Consider the following 20,604-nt stretch of genomic DNA (forward strand, 5'->3'; position numbering starts at 1 on the left):
GTAGGCCGAGCCTACTCGGACGCTACACCACCGCCAGAACCGCCCTGAGGGGTGCCGGGAGGTGTACCCAACCGCTCAGGACAGCAGTGTCGAACCGTCGAAGGCGGTCCGGTCGTACTCGATGTCGAGCAGGTCCATCAGCGTCGGCGCGATGTCCAGCAGGTCGGCGTCGTCGATGCGTGCGTCGGGGTCGTCGACGAACAGACAGGCGTTGTCGAAGCTGTGCATCCCGTTACGTGGTCCCTTCCCGAAGACGTCGTCGTCGCCCTTGAACCCGGACTTGAGATCGAAGCCGTGGTTCGGGACGACCACGAGGTCGGGCGCGATGTCGTCGTGGTCGCCGCGGAAGGCGTCTTCCCGGGTGACCACGCGGTCGGCGACCTTGTTGCCGTCCGGCCCTTCCAGGGCTTCGAGTTCGGCCTGGAGTTCGTCCCGGACGGCCTCGTACTCGTCCTCGGGGACGCTCCCGCGGGGCTCGCGGTCTTCGAGGTTGATGTAGAAGCGGCCGGGAATTAGCGAGTAGGCCTTCGTCTCCTCGGCGATGTCGCCGAGTTCGTCGTGATCGTCGTCCTCGTAGCTGAGCCAGCCGTTCTGGGAGAGCCACTCGTTGCAGTGGACCTCGTAGTTCAGCGTGGTGAAGCCGTGGTCGGAGGCGACGACCATCGTCACGTCGTCGGGGAGGAGTTCGCGCATCTCGCCGAGATACTGGTCGACCTTGCGGTAGAACTCCAGGAACTCCTCTTTGTACTCGCCGTCTTTCTCGTAGTCCTCGAACAGGAAGTGGTTGACACGGTCGGTCGTCATGTAGACGCCGAAAAACAGGTCCCAGTCGTCCTGTTCGACGTAGTTTTTGAACGCCTCGTGGTTGCGGTCGATGGTCTCGTGGGCGTCCTCGATGAAGTCGGACTTGTCGTCGTCGTGGCCCAGTTTGGCGTTGACGTCGATGCGGTAGTCGATATCCTCCAGATAGTCCCGGAGGTCGTCCGGGTAGGCCGCCTTGTCGATGCCGGGCGAGAGAAAGCCCGAGACCATCCGCTGGACGTCACGTTGGGGCGGGAACGTCACGGGGACGTTCATCACCGTCGCCTGCCGGTCGGCGTCGTGAACGCGATCCCAGATCCGGGTGGCCTGTACGTCCCGTCCCATCGGGACGTACGTGTCGTAGGAGCCGACCTCCCGATCCTGGAACCCGTAGACGCCGGTCTCGCCGGGGTTGACGCCGGTCGTCAACGACGGCCAACAGGCGCTCGATTCGGGGGGCACGATGCTGTCGATGGCCCCCGCACTCCCCTCGTCGGCCAGCGCCGCGAGGTTCTCGAACTCGTCGAAATGCTCCGAAAGCATACTGTACGGAACCCCGTCGATGCCGAAGAACGCGACACGGGGGCCGTCGTCGCCACGAAGCCGGTCGAACAGACCCATACCGCTCGTTACCGGGACCGGGCACAAGAAGCTTCTTTTCGCGGTGGAATATCGGCGGCCATCCGGGACACCGGCAAAACCTGTCCTTACTCCCGCTCCGTCTCGTCGACCGACGGCTCTTCGCGGGATTCGAAGTTCTCGGGAACCACGGTCGCGTGAAACATACCGGCGGACTGGTGATCGGTCGCCATCACATTCGGAGGTACGACAGCCGTGTCCAAATAATTACCCATAATCATAATACATCGGGTGGTGGGGCGTGCATAACTGAGAGGTATGCCACGGGACATCGACGGTCGCTCCCCGCTGTGTGGACGACGAGTTCTCGCCTCGCCCCCGCGAACGGTCGGGCGGGCGGGAGTTGTCGAATCGTGGCGCTCGTTTCCGGTTTCCCTTGCCGGAAGCTCGGGTAGGTTGCCGAGTGGGGACCGATACTCTAGGCTTTCCACCCGCGGTCGAGGAGCGGCCCGGCGTGACCGTCCCCCGTCTCGGTCGCTCGATCGACAGATCAGTTGTAGAACGGTCGTAACACCGTCCTGTCTCCCGAGCGGCCGGATCGGGGGGACACACCTCGGAAAAAACGGAGCTATACTAATCCGGGTCGCTGTCAGGGTGTGGGTATGGCCACAGACAGCGCGCTGGTGTTGACCAGCCAGAAACAGAGCGGGCTGGCTATCGTCCGGTCGCTGGGGCGTCGGGGTGTCCCGGTCGTCGCCGGCGGTCCGTCCGCGCCCACGCTGGGGATGCGCTCGCGGTTCAGCGACGGCCGGTACGTCCACCCGGATCCCGAGGCGGGGGCACAGCGCTTTCTCGACGATCTGCTCGCGTATCTCGACGACACGACCCACGAGTACGTGTTCGGGCCGACCGACTGGATGACCTCGTTGCTCGCGAAACACCGCCCGGAGATCGAGGCGACCGGGACCTGTCCGGCGGTCGAAGACTGGGAGACTTTCCGTCGGGTCTTCGACAAGGGCCGCCTGTTCGAGCGCCTGGCCGACGTGGACGTGCCGTGTCCGGAGACACACGCGCCCGAAACCGTCGCCGACGTGGCGTCCATCGCGTCCGACCTGTCCTATCCCGTGGTCGTGAAACCGCGGAGCAAGACCTTCTGGGACGACGAGGGCCGGTACGCGACCTATCTCGTCGACGACCGGAACTACGCGGGGTCGCCCGCGGAACTGCGCGAGACCTACCGATCGCTGTTGGCCGAGGAGCCGAAACTCCGTGCGTGGCCGCCCATCGTCCAGGAGTACGTCCCCGGCGAGACGACGACGACGGTCGTACTGGCCGAGGATGGCGAGGTCCGGGCACACTTCCAGGAGCGACGGCTCCGAACTGTCCCGCCGTCGGGGGGCAGTTCCGCACTGCTGGGCGTCGTCGACGACCGGCGGATGTACCGGTACGCCGAACGCGTGATCGGAGCGTTCGACTGGACCGGCCCCGCTCAGGTCGAGTTCATGGAACGGCCGGACGGCGAGTACGTACTCATCGAGGTCAACGGCCGCTACTGGGGATCGCTGCCGTTCGCCATCAACTGCGGTGTGGACTTCCCGTGGCTCCACTACCGACAGCTCCGGGGCGAGTCCGCTCGCCACGACGGCGACTACCGGACCGACGTGACCCAGCGCCGCACCCGACAGGATCTGGAGTGGCTGGGCCACCAGCTCGCCGAGCGCAACTACCGGGCGCTGGGCCCTTTCCTCGCGGATGTCGTGCGTGCCGACCACACTTTCGTCTCGCTCCGGGACCCGCTGCCGACGCTGTGGACACTGCGACAGGTTCCGGAGACACTCCTGAACATGGAGCCGTCGGCCCTCGAGACGAACGATGCGACGGCCGGTGTGGAACGGACGCGTCGCTCGGTGGCGGGTGACGAGCGAAAGAACGCAAACGCGGGAGAGCCCCGTTAGAAGTTCTCCTCGTAGAGGTCCATCGCGTGCTCGATGGCGTCCATCGCCGCCTGCTTGTCCTCCCAGCCCTGCGTCTCGACTTCCTTGCCTTCTTCGAGGTTCTTGTAGGTCGCGAAGAACTCGTCGATCTCGTCGAGTTGCTGCTGGGGGATGTCCGAGAGGTTCTGGATGTGATCGAAGCGCGGGTCCTCGGTGGGGACGGCGATGACCTTGTCGTCCTGTTCGCCGTCGTCGTCCATCTTCATCAGGGCGACCGGACGGGCCTCGATGACACAGCCGGGGAACGTCTGGTCCTCGACGAGGACCAGCACGTCGAAGGGGTCCTCGTCGTCGTAGTACGACTGCGGGATGAACCCGTAGTCGGAGGGATAGTGCACGTTGCTGTGGAGGACCCGGTCCAGCACCACGCCGGGGACGTCCTTGTCGTACTCGTACTTGTTGCGCTCGCCTTTCAGGCACTCGACGACCGCGTAGATCTCTTCGGGCGGGTTCGGCCCGGTTTCGAGGTCTTCCCAGAGGTTCGTCATCACCTGCCCGTGCGACAGCGGGCCAAAAAGTACTTTCGTAATCCGTGCCGAGTACGATGTGACTCCCAATTTTCCGTCAGCGGCCCACGCCACGCGGCACGAGCGTGTCTCCCGTGGCACTGGCCGCACCCGTCATCACTGGCTTGTATCCTTTACGAATAAGAAATCAGACACAAGGGTGTCTGAAACGCCCCACCAGCGTACAGCACTATTCATTCCAACACAAATCTGCAAGGAGAAATCACACCACACTGGCCTCAAATCCAAAGGAACGCCGTTCGAGTTAACAAGCGTTAAATGGCTTGGTGACATTTAGCTAAGTATGTCAGAGTCACAAACTGTGGAGGCAGACCTGGAGGTCGCGCGCGAACTCACGGCGTTTCAGCGTAACATTCTGGTCATCCTGAGCGAGGAACCCCGATACGGGCTCGCGATCAAGCGCGAACTCGAAGCCTACTACGACTCGGAAGTCAACCACGGGCGGCTCTACCCCAACCTCGACGACCTCGTCGAGATGGGGCTCGTCGAGAAGAGCGAACTCGACAAGCGGACCAACCAGTACTCGCTGACCGAGGCCGGTCACGACGTACTGCTCGACCAGCTCTCTTGGATCTTCGGCCGGTTCGTCACGGACGACAGTCGGGCCGACGAGCTCGAAGCGCTCATCGACGAGCAGCGCTAGAAGGAGTCAGCGACGTCGAGAGTGAGCTCGACCGATCGGTCGATCCGGGCTCGCTGTTCATCGCTCGGCCACGCGTTGCGCGGGAAGTACTCGGTTACGAATTCTGCTATTTCGTCGTCGGTCGCGGCGTCGATGGGCTTGGCGTAATGGTTGTGCATGAACGCGGCCAGCGCCGCGGCGTTCTCGCCGTGGACATCGCCGTGTTCCTCGGCGACGGCCTCCGCGATGGCGCGGTTGCGCTGTGCGACGGCGTCCCAATCCTCGCCGTCGCCCGGCCCGCCCAGCGGGCGTTCGATCCCCCGGTCCACGTCCTCGACTACATCCATCTGGACCACGCCGTCGTCGAGCCACTCCTCGGGATGGAGCACGAGCGTGTCGTGGCCCTCGTCCTCGCGGACGCGGGCGGTGAACTCGTGGTCGGCGAGCAGCGATTCCCGGCGGTCCCGGTAGGCCGCTGCTTCCTGTTCGTCGACAGCCGCCCGCGCCAGCCGCGTGAGCCGTTCGACTTCGTCGAGCACGTCCTGTGGGACCTCGGTGGACTCCTCGATGGCCTCGTCTGCCTCGTCGTCCAGTTGCGCGACCGGCGCGTCCTCGGGGTCGGGTGTCTCGTCAGTCATCGTCGAGTGCGTCGTTTGCAAGTTCGTCGGCGCGTTCGTTTATCTCCCGCGGTACGTGGGTCAGCGTCCAGTCGTCAAAGCCCGCCAGCAGTTCCCGGACCGTCACCCGGTGTTCGCGCAATTGCGGGTCGTTGGCGTCGTACTCCCCCCGAACCTGCTTGACGATCAACTCGGAGTCACCACGCACCTCGACCGTATCGAATCCGAAGTCCCGGGCGACTTCCAGCGCCTTCGTCAGCGCCTCGTACTCGGCCTGATTGTTCGTGGCTCGGCCGATCCGCTCGCCACCCTCGGTGACGATGCCGCCGTCCGTGACGATTACCCACCCGACGGCCGCCGGCCCGGGATTGCCGCGGCACGCCCCGTCGAAGTAGACGTGTGCACGGCCGCCCTCCTCCCGGAGCAGGGCCTCGATGGCCTCCGGAGACCCACCCTGCACGACGACCTTGTCGTCGTAGGCAACGGCCGTGGCTCCCCCGTGTGTGGCCCGCCAGCGCTCGTGGTCGGTGTTCCCGTCCTGCACGTCGACGCCGGCGTCGGCCAGCCGCTCGCGGGCCTCGGCCACGTCACACTCGATGACCGGCATTGAAGTTCACTCACCAGTGGCCGGGCTTACCGTTTGTGGTCGCCACCGAACGACGCCGGACGTTCCTCCGGTGTAGAGATGGCCGAAATCGAGCCGTAGCGGGGCGAAGCGAACGTCTGACGCACGCGCCACGAACCATAAAGTATTTGTCCAAGGATTTAAGATGCCGCGTGATACTACTATAAAAGTGCGATGACACGGTCCACCCGTCAGCGGGAGCGCGAGCGCGAGGCCGAGACCGAATCAACAGACCAGGAGGGGGTACGTGCCTGTCCGGAGTGTAATTCGGACAACCTGGTAAAAGACGCCGACCGTGGAGAACTGATATGTGACGACTGTGGTCTGGTCGTCGAGGAAGGGAACATCGATCCCGGACCGGAGTGGCGGGCGTTCAACCACCAGGAACGTCAGGAGAAATCGAGGGTCGGTGCCCCGACGACGAAGACGATGCACGACAAGGGGCTGACGACCACCATCGACTGGAAGGACAAGGACGCCTACGGGCGCTCGATCTCCTCGAAAAAGCGGAGCCAGATGCACCGCCTGCGGAAGTGGCAGGAACGCATCCGGACGAAAGACGCCGGCGAACGGAACCTCCAGTTTGCCCTCTCGGAGATCGACCGGATGGCGTCCGCGCTCGGTGTTCCCCGGTCGGTCCGGGAGGTCGCCTCGGTCATCTACCGACGGGCCCTGAGCGAGGACCTGATCCGTGGCCGATCCATCGAGGGTGTCGCCACGTCTGCCCTGTACGCCGCCTGTCGGAAGGAAGGCATCCCGCGCAGTCTCGAAGAGATCTCGGAAGTCTCCCGGGTCGAACGCAAGGAGATCGGACGCACCTATCGATACATCAGTCAGGAACTCGGACTGGAGATGGAACCGGTCGATCCGAAAAAATACGTTCCCCGCTTTTGCTCCGAACTCGATCTCAGCGAGGAAGTCCAGTCCAAGGCCAACGAGATCATCGAGACCACCGCCGAGAAGGGCCTGCTCTCGGGGAAGTCACCCACAGGGTACGCGGCCGCCGCCATCTACGCCGCCTCGTTGCTCTGCAACGAGAAGAAGACCCAGCGCGAGGTCGCCGACGTGGCGCAGGTCACCGAGGTCACTATCCGGAACCGCTATCAGGAACAGATCGAAGCGATGGGCATCCACAGCTAATCCCCGTTCCGCAAACGGCCGGACGGGACAGATTCATAGCCCGGAGCCACCAAGGACGGATAGATGCGCCTCGACGAGTTCATCGAGGACTTCCAGCGCGACGAGGCGGCCGACCTGCGCCGGCTGGCCGAGGAGAAGTCCTACGCGATCACCGAGTACCTGGACGACGTGGAGCGCCAGCTCGACGAGACCGTCCAGGGTGACGCCCTCTTCGGCTCGACGGCCCCCTCGATCTTCGTCGGCCGGTCGAACTACCCCGACGTGTCGACCGGCCTGCTCTCCCCCGTGGCCGGCCCCGAGACCGACCCAACCGACTACGTGACCAGCGGTGAGTGGTACCAGCAGGGCTACTCCATCGACGACGTGTTCCAGCGCCGGACGGGCCTGCTCAACTCGACACGTGCGGCCAAGGTCGACGTGAACGACGTGTGGGACGGCTTCGTCGGCGTCCAGCGCGAGGTCGCCATCGCCGACGAACCCGTCGACGTGGAGATCGGCCTCGACGGCCAGCCGGATCTGGACGTGGATCTCGACGACATCGGCGCGCCGCGTGGCCCCCGGGCCCGCGCTCGTGACGCCGAACTCGCGGAGAACCCCTCCGTGCCGCTGGAGGTCGAGAAGACCCTCGAAGACGACGACTGGCGGGCCGACGGCGCGATGACCTACCTCTACCGGCGCGGGTTCGACGTGTACGAGATCAACAAGATCCTCTCGGCCGGCGCGCTCGGCCAGGGCGCGAACCGCCGGCTGGTCCCGACCCGCTGGTCGATCACCGCCGTCGACGACACCGTCGGTCAGTACCTCCGAGGCACCATCCGCAACGCCAACTCCATCGACACGACGGAGGTCCGGGTCAACGAGTACATGGGCAACACCTACTGGGTCATCATGACGCCCGGCCAGTGGGAGTTCGAACTCGTGGAGCTGAAAGCGCCCGGGAGCATCTGGAACCCCGACCCCGACGCCGGGATGTACATGGCCGCCGACAGCGAGGGCTACGAGGGTCGGACCGACTACGTCGACGAGACCTCCGGCGCGTACTACGCCTCACGGCTCGCTGTGCTGGAACACCTCCAGGAACGCGGCCGACAGGCCAAGGTCCTCGTGGTTCGCCACGCCACCCCCGAATACTGGGCCCCTGTCGGCGTCTGGCAGATCCGCGAGGGGGTTCGGCACGCCTTCGAGCAGGAACTGGGCGAGGCCGAGAGCTTCCGGGACGCGCTCACCGAACTCGCGCCACACTTCCCCATCTCGCTCGCCCAGTTGCGCCGGAAGTCCGAGCTGGTGTCGGGGTTGCAGGCACAGATCACGGACTTTTGAGCCGGGACCGCCAGCGGTTTTGTCGGCAGATGAGACTTTCCGACATGGTCCTGTTCGTCCCCGGCTTGCCCGAACTCCTCGTCTCGGTCGTAGTTCTCCTGCTCAACGCCGCGTTCCTGCTCGGTGTGATCGTCCTCGGCGTTCGGATCGCGGACGCGTCCGTGGACGACCATCCCGAGTCCGAGGAGATCCAGATGCGGGTCGCGCTGCTGGAGCGGAAGGTCGAGCGACTGGAGGCGAAACTCGACGCAGCGGAATCCGACGACCCGACAGAGTGAAGCGCCCGCCGTGAGTACCGGCGCGCATGGTCGCACTCCCAGTTCCGTCGCCCGAAGCCCTCCCTGCCGGTCCGCTGGTCGTTCCCGGCATTCCAGGTGGGCCGGAGCTGTTCGTGATTCTGCTGATCGCGATTCTGTTGTTCGGCCTCCCGCTGGTACTCGTCGCCGGCGGATACGTCTATCTCCGCCGGGACGAGAGTATCGAGGAACTGGAGCAACGCATCGCCGACCTCGAAGCCGAACGAGCGGCCGGCAACGACGAACCCACTGGGAGGGAAGACGAGCAGTCCTAGAGGTTCTCGAAGGCTTCGTCGACGAGTTCGCCCGTCGTCGCGACGATATCGGCCCACTCCTCGTCGTCTTCGGCCAGCCCGAGCAGGCGCGCGACGCGCATGATCGAGAGGTGGTAGACTTCCTGTTTACCGGGTTCGACCTCACGGACGACGACGTTACACGGCATCAGGCCGCCGAGTTCGATGCACTCGTCGAGCGCGCGGTCGGCCACTTCGGGGTTACAGGCCCCGAGGACGTAGTAGGGATCGCGGTCGGCACCGATCTTCTCGGCCAGCAGATCCGAGACGGAGAACTCCACGGCGACGCCGAAGCCAGCGTCGGCGAACGTCTCGCGGGTGTGTTCGATGGCCGCCTCGTGGTTCATCTCCAGGGTCGCGCGTTTCTCGCCGATGTCACCGGACTCGATCAGACTGGGGTCTATCGGTAGCGTCATCGTCGATAGACAATCGCCGACGGGGGAAAAAGGTACCTCGGTCGTGTGACGGGGGCGACAGTCCGCGATCGGAGCGGGCGCGCCGTCACTCCGCGGTCGGGACGGGACCGGTGCCGATCACGTCGCGGACCGACTCCTCGAACTCCTGGCGACGCTGGAAGTAGGTCTCCTCGACGTCGTCGAGTACGTCGCCGAGTTCACGGGGCCCATCGGGTGTCCTGATGGTCGTGTCGCCCTCGCGCTGCTGGACGTAGCTCTTTTTCGCGCCCCACATCAATCGCGCCGAGACCTGCGCCAGCGGCACGCCCTCGACGGACTCGCCGTCGCCGAGTTCGACGGCGGGCCCCTCGTCTTCGGATTCGTCCTCAGCCATGCGCACGTCTTCTCGGGGACGCTGATTAGTTGTTTCGAAGACCTGCGAGACGAACACCGACACCGAAAACCGTCGCCCGCCTTACATCAGATCGTCGAGTTCGTCGTTCTGGAAGGCGTCTCTGGCGCTCTCCGTGGACTCTTCTTGCTGTTGGCTGGCCTCGCGGGCCCGATCCATGAACTCCTGGACGCGCTGGGAGCGTTCGACCCCGCCCAGCAGGACCAGCGCGGCGATGCGGTCGCTACTGAGTGGGAAGTCCCCACCCCGGACTTCGAGGCTACCGGTCTCCTCTTCGAGCCACTTGCGGGCGCGTTCGACACCTTTGCGGGCGATGCGGTCGGGGTGGCCGGCGATCACGAGGAGGGCTTTGTCGGCTTCGACTGCCTGGGGGAGGGAGGTGCCGGTGAGGAGGGCTTTCCGCGCGGTGGAGGTGATGGCGTTGATGTTCTCGCCGGCGTCCTCGTCGGCCAGCGCGGAGGCGTATCCCAGCGAGGCGATGCCGCCGTTTTTGAGCGTGTTGATGATCTCGCTGGAGTCGACGACCGATTCGCCGACGCCTTCGACGATCTCACCGGCCGCCAACAGCAGGCCGACGCGCTCGGCGATGCGGTCGTTGATGGCCGAGAAGCCCTCCTCGATGCTCTCGTCGGAGGTCTTCCAGGCGTCGTTGTCGATAACCAGCACGGAGTCGGCCTCTCTCGTGAAGGTCTTGAGCGAGCGGCCGGCGTTGGCCTGGTAGATCGCACCCTCGTCGCGGCCGGGGAGGACCGCGAGGCCGTAGATCGGCATCGTGTACACACGCTTGAGTTCGCGGGCAAGCATGGGTGCGCCGCCGCTTCCGGTCCCGCCGCCCAGACCGGCGACGACGAAGACGGCGTCGGCCTGGCTGGTGACACGGCCGTCGAGTTCGTCCATGACCTCGGTGGCCTCGGCCTGCATGATCTCGGCCCCGAGCTCGTTGTCGCCGCCGACGCCGTGTCCTTTCACTCTGTCCTGTCCGATCAGCATCGTGTCGATGTCGATATTCTGCAGGTCCGCACGCGCCGTGTTGACCGCGAAGGCACCCTGGACCGCCTCGAATCCGCGGTCGTAGTCGAATTCCGCGAGGGCCTGCGCGATCTTCCCTCCTGCTTGTCCGACACCAATCAGGACGACTTTCATGTGCGCATAGAGGTGAGGCCGGGTAATCAAAGATGGGGATGACAAAAGCGCGAGAAGTTCCGATCACGCCGACCCGACCGTTCAAATACGAGGACGGGAGCAGCGGCGAGTATGGACGGAGACGACGTGGAGGCACGGCTCGAAGCGGTCGAACGGACACTCGCCGACGGGGACGCGGACCTGACGGCAGTCGCCGAGGCCGCCGAACGCGAGCACGAACTCGACGAACTGCAAGCGCGACTCGACGACCTCGAATCCCGGCTCACGAACCTGGCCGCCAGTGTCCAGGCGGTCCGGGGGTACGTCGGCAACGTGCGGACCGTCAACCGCGACGTGGAACGGCGAGCCGACGCCGCCCTCGCCAAGGTCGAGGAGCTGGAGCGCCACAGACCCGACCGTGGCCGTCGAGAATCCGACGGCGACACCGCCGCGTCGAGCCAGCCGACGCCGGATCGAGCGCGGACCGACGGGCGGGACGACGATCCACCCGAGTCACCCGGAGACATCGCGCGGCGGATCACCGGCCGAGACGACGAGCAGCGAGACCGACGGCGAGCGCGTGATGAGCGTCGGCGTGACGGCAGGGGACGCAAACGAGAGGGAGAGAGACGGCGACAGTCACGGGACCGGAGTGGGGGCCCCGCCGGATCGAACGCGGGCGACGACGAGGACGGACTCCTCTCGGGCCTGCGCGACGCGTTCTGATGCTCCGAGCGGTCGTGGCGGTCGTCCTCGCGTCGGCGCTGCTCGCGGCCAGTCTGCCGGGGATCGAACTCGCGGCCCGCGAGCGCAGCGAGGCGACGCTCACAGCCGAGGCCGACCGGCTCCGGACGGCGATCGTGGACCTCCGACAGCGCGAGAGTGCCGTCGGTTCGGGAGCGGGCGCGCGCCGGGTCGTCGCGGTCGAACTCCCTGCACGGTCCCGAACGGCCGCCGGCGAGGCCACGCTCGCACTCGGCGGCGTCCCCGGGCAGGTGCGCTCGGACGGCCAGTCCGCCGTCGACCTCGCGTGGCAGGTCGGCGACGAGACGGTCACGACGCGGCGACTCCCCGGCAGCCAGGTAGTTCACTATCCTGACGGGCGTGTCCGCGACGAGCCGCTGGTTATAGAATCGCCGGGTTCCCACCGGATCGCGCTGACGCGCATCGAGCACGACGGCGAGACACTGATCGGCGTCCGGCGGCTCCCGGAGGTTTAAGTCCGGAAACGGGACGAGCGACGGCCATGGGTGTACTCAGTCGGGTCCGAGGCAGTGGCGACGAAACGGGCTGTCGCTGTTCGCCGTCGTTCGACGGCGACCGACTAGTGGTCGACGCCGACGACTGTCGGGGGGAGGGACGACTCGCGGCGGAAGCGGCCTGTCGGGCCGCGGTCGTCGACGCGCTCCGCGAGCGGGACGCCGACGCGATCTGTACGCGAGCCGCAGGGGTCGAACGGGCCTACGAGGGGACGGCGGCGGCCGCGCTCGTGGCCGCCGGCCGGTTCGCCGACGCGGCCGCGTTCCACGACGAGGCCATCGCGGATCGGGCACTGCGCGATCCGCTCGGAGCCGCACGGGCCGCCATGGGACGTGCAGGCCCAGTCGCGAGGCTAGCGGCGGAGACTGGACTGGCCGAGGGAGCCGCACAGGCCGACGGGTACGAGGATCTACTCGCGCCCGCGGTCGGACCGACCATCAGCCGGTCGCGGGTGCGGCTCCAGCCGCCCACGTCGGCCAGGTTCGCGTCGCGGCGTGAACTGGAGACGGGGGCAGTCGTGCGGATCTACGGCCAGCCCGATCGCGAGCGGCGGACGTACCATCTCGAACCGGTCGAGCACGGATTCGGACCGGCCGCGACCGAGCGGCTTGTCGCGGCCTACGACCGGCTTGCCAGCGGTGCGGTGACCGGTGGCGAGCGTGCGCCCGGGCGCGCAGTCCGGCGCGTCGTCGACGACGGCGACGGGATGGACACGACAGTGCGGGAACTCGAACGAGTCCTCGAAAAACACACGCAGGGCTACGGTGTCGTGACTGATCTGTTCGCCGACGAGCGCGTCTCGGACGTATTCGTGACCGCGCCAGCGTCGGACAACCGGATCCGCGTCCGCGTCGACGGCGAGACGCTGACGACGAACGTCCGGCTCACCGAGGGCGGCATCGAGGCGCTGGCCTCACGCTTCCGACGAGAGAGCGGACGGGCCTTCTCACGAGCCAGTCCGGCGCTCGACGCGACGGCGACGGTTTCCGGCCGCCGCGTCCGTGTCGCCGGCGTCACCGAACCGGTCAGCGAGGGCGTCGCCTTCGCCTTTCGTGCACACGAGCGGGAAGCCTGGACGCTCCCGGCGCTGGTCACCAACGGCACGCTCACCGCCCAAGCGGCCGCGCTCCTCTCGCTGGCAGTCGAACGCGACGCCGCGACGTTGCTCGCGGGGACCCGCGGTGCCGGGAAGACGACGATGCTCGGGGCCCTGCTGTGGGAGCTGCCCGCCGCAACCAGAACCGTCGTCATCGAGGACACGCCGGAGTTGCCGGTCGCGCAGTTACAGGACGCCGGCCGGGACGTGCAGTCGCTCCGGACCGGCGACGAGGGCTCGGGGGAACTCGCCCCGGCGGAAGCGCTCCACACGGCGCTCAGACTCGGCGAGGGCGCGCTGGTCGTCGGTGAAGTTCGGGGCGAGGAAGCCGGCGTCCTCTACGAGGCGATGCGGGTCGGCGCGAGCGGCAGTGCGGTACTGGGGACGATCCACGGCGACGGCGGCGAAGCCGTCCGCGAGCGGGTCGTCACCGATCTGGGCGTCCCCGAGTCCGCCTTCGGCGCGACGGACCTGCTGGTGACGCTCGAACCCTTCGAGTCGTCGGCCGGTCGCGCTCGCCGGGTCAAACGGATCGAGGAGGTCGTCTGCGCGGACGGCGTGGGCTTCGAACCGCTGTTCGAGCTGGACGACGGTGAACTGACTTCGACCGGACGGATCGAACGCGGGAACAGCCGCCTGGTCGACGGGCTGGCCCGCTCCACGGAGCGTTACACAGCGGTCAGGGAGTGTCTCCGGGACCGCACGGACTGGCTGGCAGACCTCGCAGACAGCGGCCGCACCGATCCCGAGACGGTCCGTCGAGCGCACGCCGAGCGGCGAACGGGGCCGACAGCATGAGGGTGGGTAGAGAGCAGGCGATCCGACTGCTCGCCCGGTGCTATCCGTGGGAAGTCGAGGGGAGCGCCGACCTCGACCGGGCGCTCGGGTTTCTCGGCTCGGACCTGTCCCCCGAAACCGTCGTCCGGGCGGGCTACGGGGCGGCACTGCTGTGTGTCCCGGTAATCGTCCTCGCTGGGCTTCTCGTGCCTGCCGCGACGATGCCGCTCGTCCTCGGGTGTGGCGCGGTGGGCGCGCTGGCGGTCGCCCACGCGGTCCACACCGCTCCTCACGCGCTCGCGACGGCCCGGCGGACCCGGGCGCTCGGGGAAGCACCGGCGCTGGTGAGCCGTGCCGTCCTCCGGATGCGGGTGACGCCAGCGACGGAGACGGCGGCGGCCTTCGCGGCCGAGACGGGACAGGGGCCGCTCGCCGACAGTCTCGGCGAGCACGTGCGTCGTGCCGCCGGATCCGCAGGGTCGGGCTTTCCCTCGTTTACTGCCGAGTGGGACGAGTGGTTCCCTGCCCTTCGACGCGCGCTCTTGCTCGTCGAGTCCGCGGGCACCGCGGCCGACGGCGAGCGCGAGCGCGCCCTCGATCGCGGGATGGCGGCCGTGCTGGACGGCACCCGGGACCGGATGGCCGAGTTCGCCGCGGGCCTGCAGGGGCCGGCGACGGGACTGTACGCCTTCGGCGTCTTGCTCCCGCTCGCGCTGGTCGCGATGTTGCCCGCCGTCCGGACGACGGGCAGGTCCGTCCCGCTCACTGCCGTCGTGGTGCTGTACGACCTCGCCCTGCCAGCCGCCCTCGTGGCCGCGAGCGCGTGGCTCCTGATCCGCCGGCCGGTCACCTTCCCGCCGCCGTCGGTCGGACGGGAGCATCCCGACGTGCCGAGCCGACGGTGGCCGGCACCGGCCGGCGGACTGGTGGCCGGCGGGGCCGGGTGGCTCCTGGCAAGCAGGCTCGTCGCGCCGTGGACGGGTCCCCTCGCGGCCACCGGCTCGGCCTGTGGCGTGGCGCTCGTGGTCTACTACCGACCGATCACGGACATCCGCGAGCGGGTCCGGGCCGTCGAGGACGGGCTCGCCGACGCCCTCTACCAGATCGGGCGACGTGTCGAGGAGGGCGAAGCCGTCGAGAGTGCCGTCGCGACCGCCGCCGAGGAGGTGGCCGACCCGACCGGCGCAGTCCTGCGGGAGGCGGCCCAGCGACAGCGCCGCCTCAAAGTCGGCGTCCGTGAGGCCTTCCTCGGCGAACACGGCGCGCTGGCCGACATCCCGAGTCCGCGAGCACGGAGTACCGCCACACTCCTGGCACTGGCCGCGAGCGAAGGCCGGCCAGCAGGCGGCGCGATCGTCGCGATGGCCGACAACGTCGAGGAACTCGCGGCGGTCGAACGCGACGCGCGCCACGAAATCGGCACCGTGACCGGAACGCTGGCCAACACCGCCGCACTGTTCGGGCCACTCGTGGCGGGTGCGACCGTCGCACTCGCCGCCGGGATGGACGTTGGTGGGACGGTCGCGGTGGGCGCCGTAAGAGCCACAGAGACGGCGGGCACAGCGGGAGTGGCGTCCGGATCGTCGACCGCCGGCCTCGGACTGGCCGTCGGCGCGTACGCGCTCGTCCTCGCGGCGATCCTGACGACGCTCTCGACTGGACTGGCCCACGGCCTCGACCGCGCGCTGGTGGGCTACCGAGTGGGGTGGGCACTGCTGGTCGCGACCGCAACCTATCTGGCCGCGATCCACGCCGTGGGCCTGTTCGTCTGAACGCTTAAGTACCGGAACGGGACCACCCTCGCCCATGTTCGACGCACCGATCGACACCTGGTATCTCTGGCTCGGCGTCGCGACGGCGAGCGCGCTCGCGTTCGGCGTCGCGGTCGCGCTCCCGACGACCGTGCCGCCGGACGCCCAGCGGGCGGCGGCGACGGTCGACGCCGTGGCGACCAGCCCGCACAACGCGACGGGCGAACACAGCGTGGACGCGACGGCGGTCGAGCTCGGCAGTCGCCGTATCGCACTGCGCAACGACGGTGGCACCGCACACGCAGCCTTCGCGTACGGTCCCGTCACGCCGGTCCGGAACGGGACGGATCTGGCGGCGGTTCTCCGGGGCCACGCGCCAGCGGCTGTGTTTCCGAACGCCACGGCGTTCCGGGCTGCGGCGGCGGAGGCACGGAACCGGACACGCGCGTGGCGAGAGACCGACGGTCGGCTCGTCGCTCGACGCGTCACCTGGGAGGGGGTCGATGTCACGCTCGTCGGCGCGTAGGGGGCAGGTCGAGCCGGTCGCGGCCATCGTCGCGGTGTTCGCGCTCGGCGTCGGGCTGACGATCTACGCGGGCGCGGTCGACGACGCGCTCCCGGGCACCGAGCCCCGAAACGTCGCACAGCCCACCCTATCGGCGGTCGAGGACGCCATCGAGACCGACGGTGTGGTTCGCCCGACTCGGCTGACTCGCGTGACGGCCGCGGCACCCGCGGGCCGTCGACTGAACGTGACGCTCACCGCTGGCGATCGACGGTGGACCCGCGGCGCGTCGCCGCCCGCATCGGCACAGCGAGCGAGGACCAGCGTGAGCGTCGATCGCGGGCCCGGGCAGGTCGAACCGGGGCGGCTCACAGTGAGGGTGTGGTGATGCGGGCGATCAGCACGGTGCTGGACGCCGCGATCTTCCTCCTGCTCGTCGGGGCCGCGGTCGGCACCCTCGCGCTCGGGACGAGTCCGCCGCCGACGGCCACCGCCGACGCGGCCGACGGCGTGGCCGACACGCTCACGACGAGTACGGCGACGGTCCAGTACACGCTCGCCCCGGGCGCACGGCGAGCCTCGTCGCGGGTCGTCGAGTTTCCGATCACGGACGGGCCGGCGTTCCAGCGGACCGCTCACGGAACGCTCGCGAGCCACCTTTCGACGGCTGCTCTCGGCAGTCTCGCCGTCCGTGACCATCGTGTCACTCACACGCGAGCGGACTACCAGCGCGCGGTGGCGAACGCGACGCGAAACCTGACTCGGGGGCGGCGGCACCTCGCGCAGATCCGCGCACGCTGGAGTCCCTATCCCGGCGCACCGATCGAGGGCGCGTTCACCGTCGGTCCGACGCCGCCACCGGACGAGACCGTCCACGCCGAGACGGTCGTCGTCGCGAGTGGCTTGCCGTCGGCCCGCGGGCCTGCGCGGCGCGTGACGCCGGGAAACGCGACGAACGTGTCGTTCGGTCGAGTGGCATCGGTCGTCGCCCGGCGGATCGTTCGAGGGCTGTTCCCGCCGGATCGGACCCGGAGTGCGCTGCTCGGTGACTACCCGGTAGAGGGGCTCGTGACCTACCGGTACGAGCGACTCGGGCGGTTCTTCGGCGCGAACGTGACGACCCCGGCAGTCGCCGATAACGCCACGAGAGCCAACGAGAGACTCACGACGGGGCTGGGCGAGCGACTGGCCGCGGATATGCGCACTCGCTTCCGGTCGCCCCGGGACGCCGCCGACGCGATATCCGTCGGACAGGTTCGGATCACCGTCCGGACGTGGTCACCGTGAGCCGGACGACTCGCCTGCGGGACGACGACCGCGGGTGGCTCCCCTTCGCGCTGGTCGGCGTCGTCCTCCTCGTCGGGAGTGTGGCACTGTTCGTGGGGCTCCAACCGGATCGGCCGGCCGCGGAACCGACCACGGACGTGGCCGTCGAGCGCGTCGCCGGCGAGACACAGACCGCGATCCGGACGGCGGTCGTCGAGGCCGGCGACGCCGCAGCGCGGGATCCGGCTCTCGACCGCGCAAACACGTCGACTGGTCAGGTGCTCTCCCACGAGACGCCGTTCCGGGACGCGCTGCGCATCCGGATCTACCTGCGAGCCCGGGCCCGCCTCGACGACGTGGCCGTCACGCGCAACGACGTGACGGCGACCGCCTCGCTCCCTGGGACGCCGAACGCCAGCAGTCTGGGCGCGGCGATGGAGCGAGTCTACGTCGAAGCGATCGACGACAATCGGACGCGGCTCCGGGTGCGTGTCGCGAACGTCACCGTGACCGCCCGACGGGGAAACAGGCCGGTCGTCCAGCGGACGGTGAGTCCGACGGTCGTGGTCCGGACACCGGTGCTGGCCGTCCACGACCGGGTCGACCGCTTCGAGCAGCGGCTGAACGCCGGGATCGGACGGCCGGGCCTGACCACCCGGTTGACGAAGCGGCTGTACGGCGTGGTCTGGGCGCGTGGCTACGCGCAGTACAGTTCCGGTGGCGTCGCCATCGAGAACGTCCTCGCGAACCGCCACGTCGAGATCACGACCAACGGCGCGATCCTGCGCGAACAGCGCCACCTGTTCGGCCGGAGCGACGCAACCGGCCGCCAAGCGATGGCCCGGGCGATGGTCGGCGTCGCTACGACCGACCTGTTGCGCGGCGCGGACGTCCCTGGTGGCTACGTCAAGACGCTGTTCGAGGGTGGGCGACCCGGGCCGAGCCCGAACGTCCCCGCCGGAGTCCCGTCGCTGGACACGGCCACCGGAGCACCGGACCCCGGGGACCGGATGACCGTCAGCGTCGACGGCACCGCCGACCGGGGCCTGGCCAGGGCCGCGGCACCGGTGAGTCTCCGGTCGCTCGTCCGGTCGGTCTACAGCGCCGAGGTCGAGACGATCAGCGACGTGGAGCGGACCAGCGGGTCGGTGCCGAGTTGCTGGGCCATCCAGCCGGAGGGCTGGTGGCGACTCGACTACGAGAGCATCGACGGGAGCGACCCAGTCGTGAAAGGGGCGACCGAGGTGCGTCCGCAGATCCCGGACGGCTGGCACGCGTTCGAGTCGTACGGTCGCCGGGTGAGACAGGAGCGAACGAGATACTGCCACTGGGTCGACGGCAACGAGACGGCTGTCACACAGACGAGTGACACGTTCCGCTTCGACGTGGGGGTCACGCTGGTCGGCCGCCACGCCGAGACCGCGTACGCGCCGGCCAACGGGATCGAGACTGTTCACGACGCCGGAGAAGGGCCGCTCGACGGGCCGAACCTGGCGAACGTCAGTCGGCGAGCGCGATTGCGGCTCGTCGAAGGACGGGGCGGTCCGGACGCGCTCGCGAAGACGGCAGTCCGGAAGGGCGAGAACATCACAGGTATTCGGACCGTTCGCGGGCGGATTCCCGACGGGATTCGGCGGTGGCTGCTGACGGACCTGGTCGGCTTCCGCGACCGTGTCGCGAACGTCTCCGTAACCGTCGAACGCGGCCGCGCGAGCACGTTCGAGGCGAACCCAGCGGCCGAACTGGATCGGGAACTCGCCGGACTGGTCGACCCTCCGTCCGAGTACGGGAGCGTCGCCGAGAAAGCGCGGTTCGCCGCACGGGGCGTGTACGTCGAACGGACCCGAAAGCTCCTGGAGCGACGGGCCGAGAAACAGACCCAGCGTCGACGGAGCCTGGGCGACGCAGTCGAGAGTGTCGGTGGCGGGTCGACGGACCTGCTCGGGACGGCACTGGAAAACCGGGCCGGCGTCGGAGCCGAGGCCGCCGACGCTGGAATCGACGGCGTCGACGTCACCGCCGTCGAGAGCTCGCCAGCGTACCTGACGGTCGCCGAGGTCGGGCCGAAATACGCCGACTCGTTGCCCGAGGCCCATCGCATCAGTCCGCTGGCGGCGAGAAACGTCAATCTGGTCGCGTCACCGCACGGCGACGTTGCGGACACCCTGCTACAGAGTGTGGACCTCGGATCGACGGTCGACCTCCGGACGGCCGCTCGGACGCTCCACGCGACGCGGAGCGCCACCGAACTGACGACGGAAAACGAGACGCTCGACCGCACACTCGACCGGAAATCGGAGTCACTCGACGGAGCGGTCCGACGGAAGGTCGTGGACGCCCGGCAACTGCTCCGGGACCGGCTGGCCGATTTCGGGGTCGGCGACGACGAGAGCGAACGCCGCCGCATCGTCGGTGACGCGCTCGCAGAGTGGGACGGACCGGGAGCAACGGCCCTCGCGTTGACGAACGGGTCGGCCGCGGCGGCGGTCGCCGACCGGGCGGTCGAGCGCAACGAGACCAGGCGCGACAGTCTGCGTGCGACGCTCCAGGTGCTCTTGCACGCGACTGCGACCGGCAAAGACACGCGAATCTCGCGGGCGAAGATCAGCACGACCGCCGAATTGCTCCGGCAGAAAGTGAAGTTGCGGCTGGCGGCCGGCATCGAGAACGCGACCCAGGAGGGTGCGAGCCGACTCGCGGACGGGCTCGACGAGCGACTGGCGCGGTCGGTGAACAGAGTCCCCGCTGGCCTTCCTATCGTCCCGGCCGGGCCGGCGTGGTGGGTGACGGTGAACGGTTGGCTCGTGGACGTACGGGGCGGATACGACCGCTTCGCGGTCCGAGCGGAAACCGGCGCGGCCGGGAGTCCCGGTGGCTCGCTCACGTACGTCCGGGATGGGGGTGTCGCGAGCGTCGACTACGACGGCGACGGCGAGGCCGAACGGCTGGGACACGCCGACCGGATCGCCTTCGAGTCCCAGACCGGCGTCGTCATCGCGGTCCCGCCGGGTCCACAGGGCGTCGGCGACAAGAACGGGAACGTGGACGAGCGATCCGCGAGCTGGACGGACTGGCAGGGCGTCCAGTCCGGTCAGAACGCCGGTCCAGCAGTGCCGGACACCTGGCCCGACCGTCGGTAATCGGTCCTGTGCCTCCGGGACGGGAGGAGCCACTGCTCCGGTACTCCGACGGTGAATGTCCCCGAC

21 protein-coding genes are annotated in these 20,604 nt (G+C 68.3%); 14 read left to right on the forward strand and 7 right to left on the reverse strand.

What is annotated here, in order from left to right; translation table 11 throughout:
- Window positions 1–75: 75 nt before the first annotated feature.
- The gene (locus tag BMX17_RS02700) at window positions 76–1,422 is read right to left on the reverse strand and encodes an alkaline phosphatase family protein (RefSeq protein WP_092657386.1); all 1,347 of its coding nucleotides are present in this window, start codon (window positions 1,420–1,422) and stop codon (window positions 76–78) included.
- Between the two features lie 620 nt (window positions 1,423–2,042).
- On the opposite strand from BMX17_RS02700, the gene BMX17_RS02705 reads away from it, so the two are divergent.
- Window positions 2,043–3,335, forward strand: a complete 1,293-nt coding sequence (locus BMX17_RS02705) for a carboxylate--amine ligase (protein WP_092657388.1) — start codon at window positions 2,043–2,045, stop codon at window positions 3,333–3,335.
- On the opposite strand, the gene BMX17_RS02710 is transcribed toward BMX17_RS02705, so the two are convergent.
- The gene (locus BMX17_RS02710) at window positions 3,332–3,862 is read right to left on the reverse strand and encodes an inorganic diphosphatase (protein ID WP_077205437.1); all 531 of its coding nucleotides are present in this window, start codon (window positions 3,860–3,862) and stop codon (window positions 3,332–3,334) included. The genes BMX17_RS02705 and BMX17_RS02710 overlap by 4 nt on opposite strands.
- A 322-nt stretch (window positions 3,863–4,184) precedes the next feature.
- Here BMX17_RS02710 and BMX17_RS02715 point away from each other — a divergent pair, with 322 nt between their 5' ends.
- Entirely contained in the window at window positions 4,185–4,544 is a 360-nt protein-coding gene (locus BMX17_RS02715; RefSeq protein WP_092657391.1) for a PadR family transcriptional regulator, read from the forward strand.
- Here the strand turns inward: BMX17_RS02715 and BMX17_RS02720 are convergent.
- Together BMX17_RS02720 and rnhA are read right to left on the reverse strand one after the other, a co-directional pair.
- Window positions 4,541–5,161, reverse strand: a complete 621-nt coding sequence (locus BMX17_RS02720) for a DUF7108 family protein (RefSeq protein ID WP_092657393.1) — start codon at window positions 5,159–5,161, stop codon at window positions 4,541–4,543. The two genes, BMX17_RS02715 and BMX17_RS02720, sit on opposite strands and share 4 nt — an antisense overlap.
- Window positions 5,154–5,747, reverse strand: a complete 594-nt coding sequence (gene rnhA / locus BMX17_RS02725; protein ID WP_092657395.1) for a ribonuclease HI — start codon at window positions 5,745–5,747, stop codon at window positions 5,154–5,156. The genes BMX17_RS02720 and rnhA overlap by 8 nt, the downstream gene beginning before the upstream one ends.
- 192 nt (window positions 5,748–5,939) lie before the next feature.
- Here rnhA and BMX17_RS02730 point away from each other — a divergent pair, with 192 nt between their 5' ends.
- From BMX17_RS02730 to BMX17_RS25835, 4 genes are all read left to right on the forward strand, one after another.
- Window positions 5,940–6,905 carry a transcription initiation factor IIB gene (locus BMX17_RS02730; protein ID WP_092657397.1) on the forward strand — a complete coding sequence of 322 codons (966 nt, stop codon included), beginning with the start codon at window positions 5,940–5,942 and terminating at the stop codon, window positions 6,903–6,905.
- Window positions 6,906–6,968: 63 nt separating this feature from the next.
- Window positions 6,969–8,225: a DNA repair protein NreA gene (nreA, locus tag BMX17_RS02735; protein WP_092657399.1), complete on the forward strand. Its 1,257-nt coding sequence runs from the start codon at window positions 6,969–6,971 to the stop codon at window positions 8,223–8,225.
- A gap of 29 nt (window positions 8,226–8,254) precedes the next feature.
- Window positions 8,255–8,503: a hypothetical protein gene (locus BMX17_RS02740; RefSeq protein ID WP_139203407.1), complete on the forward strand. Its 249-nt coding sequence runs from the start codon at window positions 8,255–8,257 to the stop codon at window positions 8,501–8,503.
- A gap of 26 nt (window positions 8,504–8,529) precedes the next feature.
- The gene (locus BMX17_RS25835; protein ID WP_092657404.1) at window positions 8,530–8,796 is read left to right on the forward strand and encodes a LapA family protein; all 267 of its coding nucleotides are present in this window, start codon (window positions 8,530–8,532) and stop codon (window positions 8,794–8,796) included.
- Here the strand turns inward: BMX17_RS25835 and BMX17_RS02750 are convergent.
- From BMX17_RS02750 to BMX17_RS02760, 3 genes are all read right to left on the reverse strand, one after another.
- Window positions 8,793–9,230 (reverse strand): DUF302 domain-containing protein, encoded by a 438-nt coding sequence (locus tag BMX17_RS02750; RefSeq protein WP_092657406.1) that lies wholly within the window; start codon window positions 9,228–9,230, stop codon window positions 8,793–8,795. The genes BMX17_RS25835 and BMX17_RS02750 overlap by 4 nt on opposite strands.
- Before the next feature lie 85 nt (window positions 9,231–9,315).
- The gene (locus BMX17_RS02755; RefSeq protein ID WP_092657408.1) at window positions 9,316–9,603 is read right to left on the reverse strand and encodes a DUF5789 family protein; all 288 of its coding nucleotides are present in this window, start codon (window positions 9,601–9,603) and stop codon (window positions 9,316–9,318) included.
- Window positions 9,604–9,684: 81 nt separating this feature from the next.
- Window positions 9,685–10,764 (reverse strand): tubulin/FtsZ family protein, encoded by a 1,080-nt coding sequence (locus BMX17_RS02760; protein WP_092657410.1) that lies wholly within the window; start codon window positions 10,762–10,764, stop codon window positions 9,685–9,687.
- A gap of 111 nt (window positions 10,765–10,875) precedes the next feature.
- Here BMX17_RS02760 and BMX17_RS02765 point away from each other — a divergent pair, with 111 nt between their 5' ends.
- Genes BMX17_RS02765 through BMX17_RS02800 form a run of 8 tightly spaced genes read left to right on the forward strand, consistent with a single transcriptional unit; the run spans window position 10,876 to window position 20,538 of the window.
- Complete coding sequence (locus BMX17_RS02765) at window positions 10,876–11,469, forward strand: DUF7310 family coiled-coil domain-containing protein (protein WP_092657412.1); 594 nt, start codon at window positions 10,876–10,878, stop codon at window positions 11,467–11,469.
- Window positions 11,469–11,963 (forward strand): DUF7311 family protein, encoded by a 495-nt coding sequence (locus BMX17_RS02770; protein WP_092657414.1) that lies wholly within the window; start codon window positions 11,469–11,471, stop codon window positions 11,961–11,963. The genes BMX17_RS02765 and BMX17_RS02770 overlap by 1 nt, the downstream gene beginning before the upstream one ends.
- A 26-nt stretch (window positions 11,964–11,989) precedes the next feature.
- Window positions 11,990–13,897 carry an ATPase, T2SS/T4P/T4SS family gene (locus BMX17_RS02775; RefSeq protein ID WP_092657416.1) on the forward strand — a complete coding sequence of 636 codons (1,908 nt, stop codon included), beginning with the start codon at window positions 11,990–11,992 and terminating at the stop codon, window positions 13,895–13,897.
- Window positions 13,894–15,648, forward strand: a complete 1,755-nt coding sequence (locus BMX17_RS02780) for a type II secretion system protein (RefSeq protein WP_092657418.1) — start codon at window positions 13,894–13,896, stop codon at window positions 15,646–15,648. Before BMX17_RS02775 ends, BMX17_RS02780 begins: the two co-directional genes overlap by 4 nt.
- Before the next feature lie 34 nt (window positions 15,649–15,682).
- Complete coding sequence (locus BMX17_RS02785) at window positions 15,683–16,153, forward strand: DUF7283 family protein (RefSeq protein WP_092657420.1); 471 nt, start codon at window positions 15,683–15,685, stop codon at window positions 16,151–16,153.
- On the forward strand, window positions 16,131–16,520 hold the full coding sequence (locus BMX17_RS02790; protein WP_092657422.1) for a DUF7285 family protein: 390 nt from the start codon (window positions 16,131–16,133) through the stop codon (window positions 16,518–16,520). Before BMX17_RS02785 ends, BMX17_RS02790 begins: the two co-directional genes overlap by 23 nt.
- Window positions 16,520–17,419 (forward strand): DUF7284 family protein, encoded by a 900-nt coding sequence (locus BMX17_RS02795; RefSeq protein ID WP_092657424.1) that lies wholly within the window; start codon window positions 16,520–16,522, stop codon window positions 17,417–17,419. Before BMX17_RS02790 ends, BMX17_RS02795 begins: the two co-directional genes overlap by 1 nt.
- Window positions 17,416–20,538: a DUF7286 family protein gene (locus BMX17_RS02800; protein WP_139203408.1), complete on the forward strand. Its 3,123-nt coding sequence runs from the start codon at window positions 17,416–17,418 to the stop codon at window positions 20,536–20,538. The genes BMX17_RS02795 and BMX17_RS02800 overlap by 4 nt, the downstream gene beginning before the upstream one ends.
- Window positions 20,539–20,604 lie beyond the last annotated feature (66 nt).

This window comes from Halorientalis persicus (genome assembly GCF_900110215.1).
GTDB lineage: Archaea > Halobacteriota > Halobacteria > Halobacteriales > Haloarculaceae > Halorientalis > Halorientalis persica.

Coding starts and splice junctions, on each gene's coding strand:
- BMX17_RS02700 (WP_092657386.1), bottom strand. CDS start 1,422: ATGGGTCTGTTCGACCGGCTTCGTGGCGACGACGGCCCCCGTGTCGCG.
- BMX17_RS02705 (WP_092657388.1), top strand. CDS start 2,043: ATGGCCACAGACAGCGCGCTGGTGTTGACCAGCCAGAAACAGAGCGGG.
- BMX17_RS02710 (WP_077205437.1), bottom strand. CDS start 3,862: ATGACGAACCTCTGGGAAGACCTCGAAACCGGGCCGAACCCGCCCGAA.
- BMX17_RS02715 (WP_092657391.1), top strand. CDS start 4,185: ATGTCAGAGTCACAAACTGTGGAGGCAGACCTGGAGGTCGCGCGCGAA.
- BMX17_RS02720 (WP_092657393.1), bottom strand. CDS start 5,161: ATGACTGACGAGACACCCGACCCCGAGGACGCGCCGGTCGCGCAACTG.
- rnhA (WP_092657395.1), bottom strand. CDS start 5,747: ATGCCGGTCATCGAGTGTGACGTGGCCGAGGCCCGCGAGCGGCTGGCC.
- BMX17_RS02730 (WP_092657397.1), top strand. CDS start 5,940: ATGACACGGTCCACCCGTCAGCGGGAGCGCGAGCGCGAGGCCGAGACC.
- nreA (WP_092657399.1), top strand. CDS start 6,969: ATGCGCCTCGACGAGTTCATCGAGGACTTCCAGCGCGACGAGGCGGCC.
- BMX17_RS02740 (WP_139203407.1), top strand. CDS start 8,255: ATGAGACTTTCCGACATGGTCCTGTTCGTCCCCGGCTTGCCCGAACTC.
- BMX17_RS25835 (WP_092657404.1), top strand. CDS start 8,530: ATGGTCGCACTCCCAGTTCCGTCGCCCGAAGCCCTCCCTGCCGGTCCG.
- BMX17_RS02750 (WP_092657406.1), bottom strand. CDS start 9,230: ATGACGCTACCGATAGACCCCAGTCTGATCGAGTCCGGTGACATCGGC.
- BMX17_RS02755 (WP_092657408.1), bottom strand. CDS start 9,603: ATGGCTGAGGACGAATCCGAAGACGAGGGGCCCGCCGTCGAACTCGGC.
- BMX17_RS02760 (WP_092657410.1), bottom strand. CDS start 10,764: ATGAAAGTCGTCCTGATTGGTGTCGGACAAGCAGGAGGGAAGATCGCG.
- BMX17_RS02765 (WP_092657412.1), top strand. CDS start 10,876: ATGGACGGAGACGACGTGGAGGCACGGCTCGAAGCGGTCGAACGGACA.
- BMX17_RS02770 (WP_092657414.1), top strand. CDS start 11,469: ATGCTCCGAGCGGTCGTGGCGGTCGTCCTCGCGTCGGCGCTGCTCGCG.
- BMX17_RS02775 (WP_092657416.1), top strand. CDS start 11,990: ATGGGTGTACTCAGTCGGGTCCGAGGCAGTGGCGACGAAACGGGCTGT.
- BMX17_RS02780 (WP_092657418.1), top strand. CDS start 13,894: ATGAGGGTGGGTAGAGAGCAGGCGATCCGACTGCTCGCCCGGTGCTAT.
- BMX17_RS02785 (WP_092657420.1), top strand. CDS start 15,683: ATGTTCGACGCACCGATCGACACCTGGTATCTCTGGCTCGGCGTCGCG.
- BMX17_RS02790 (WP_092657422.1), top strand. CDS start 16,131: ATGTCACGCTCGTCGGCGCGTAGGGGGCAGGTCGAGCCGGTCGCGGCC.
- BMX17_RS02795 (WP_092657424.1), top strand. CDS start 16,520: ATGCGGGCGATCAGCACGGTGCTGGACGCCGCGATCTTCCTCCTGCTC.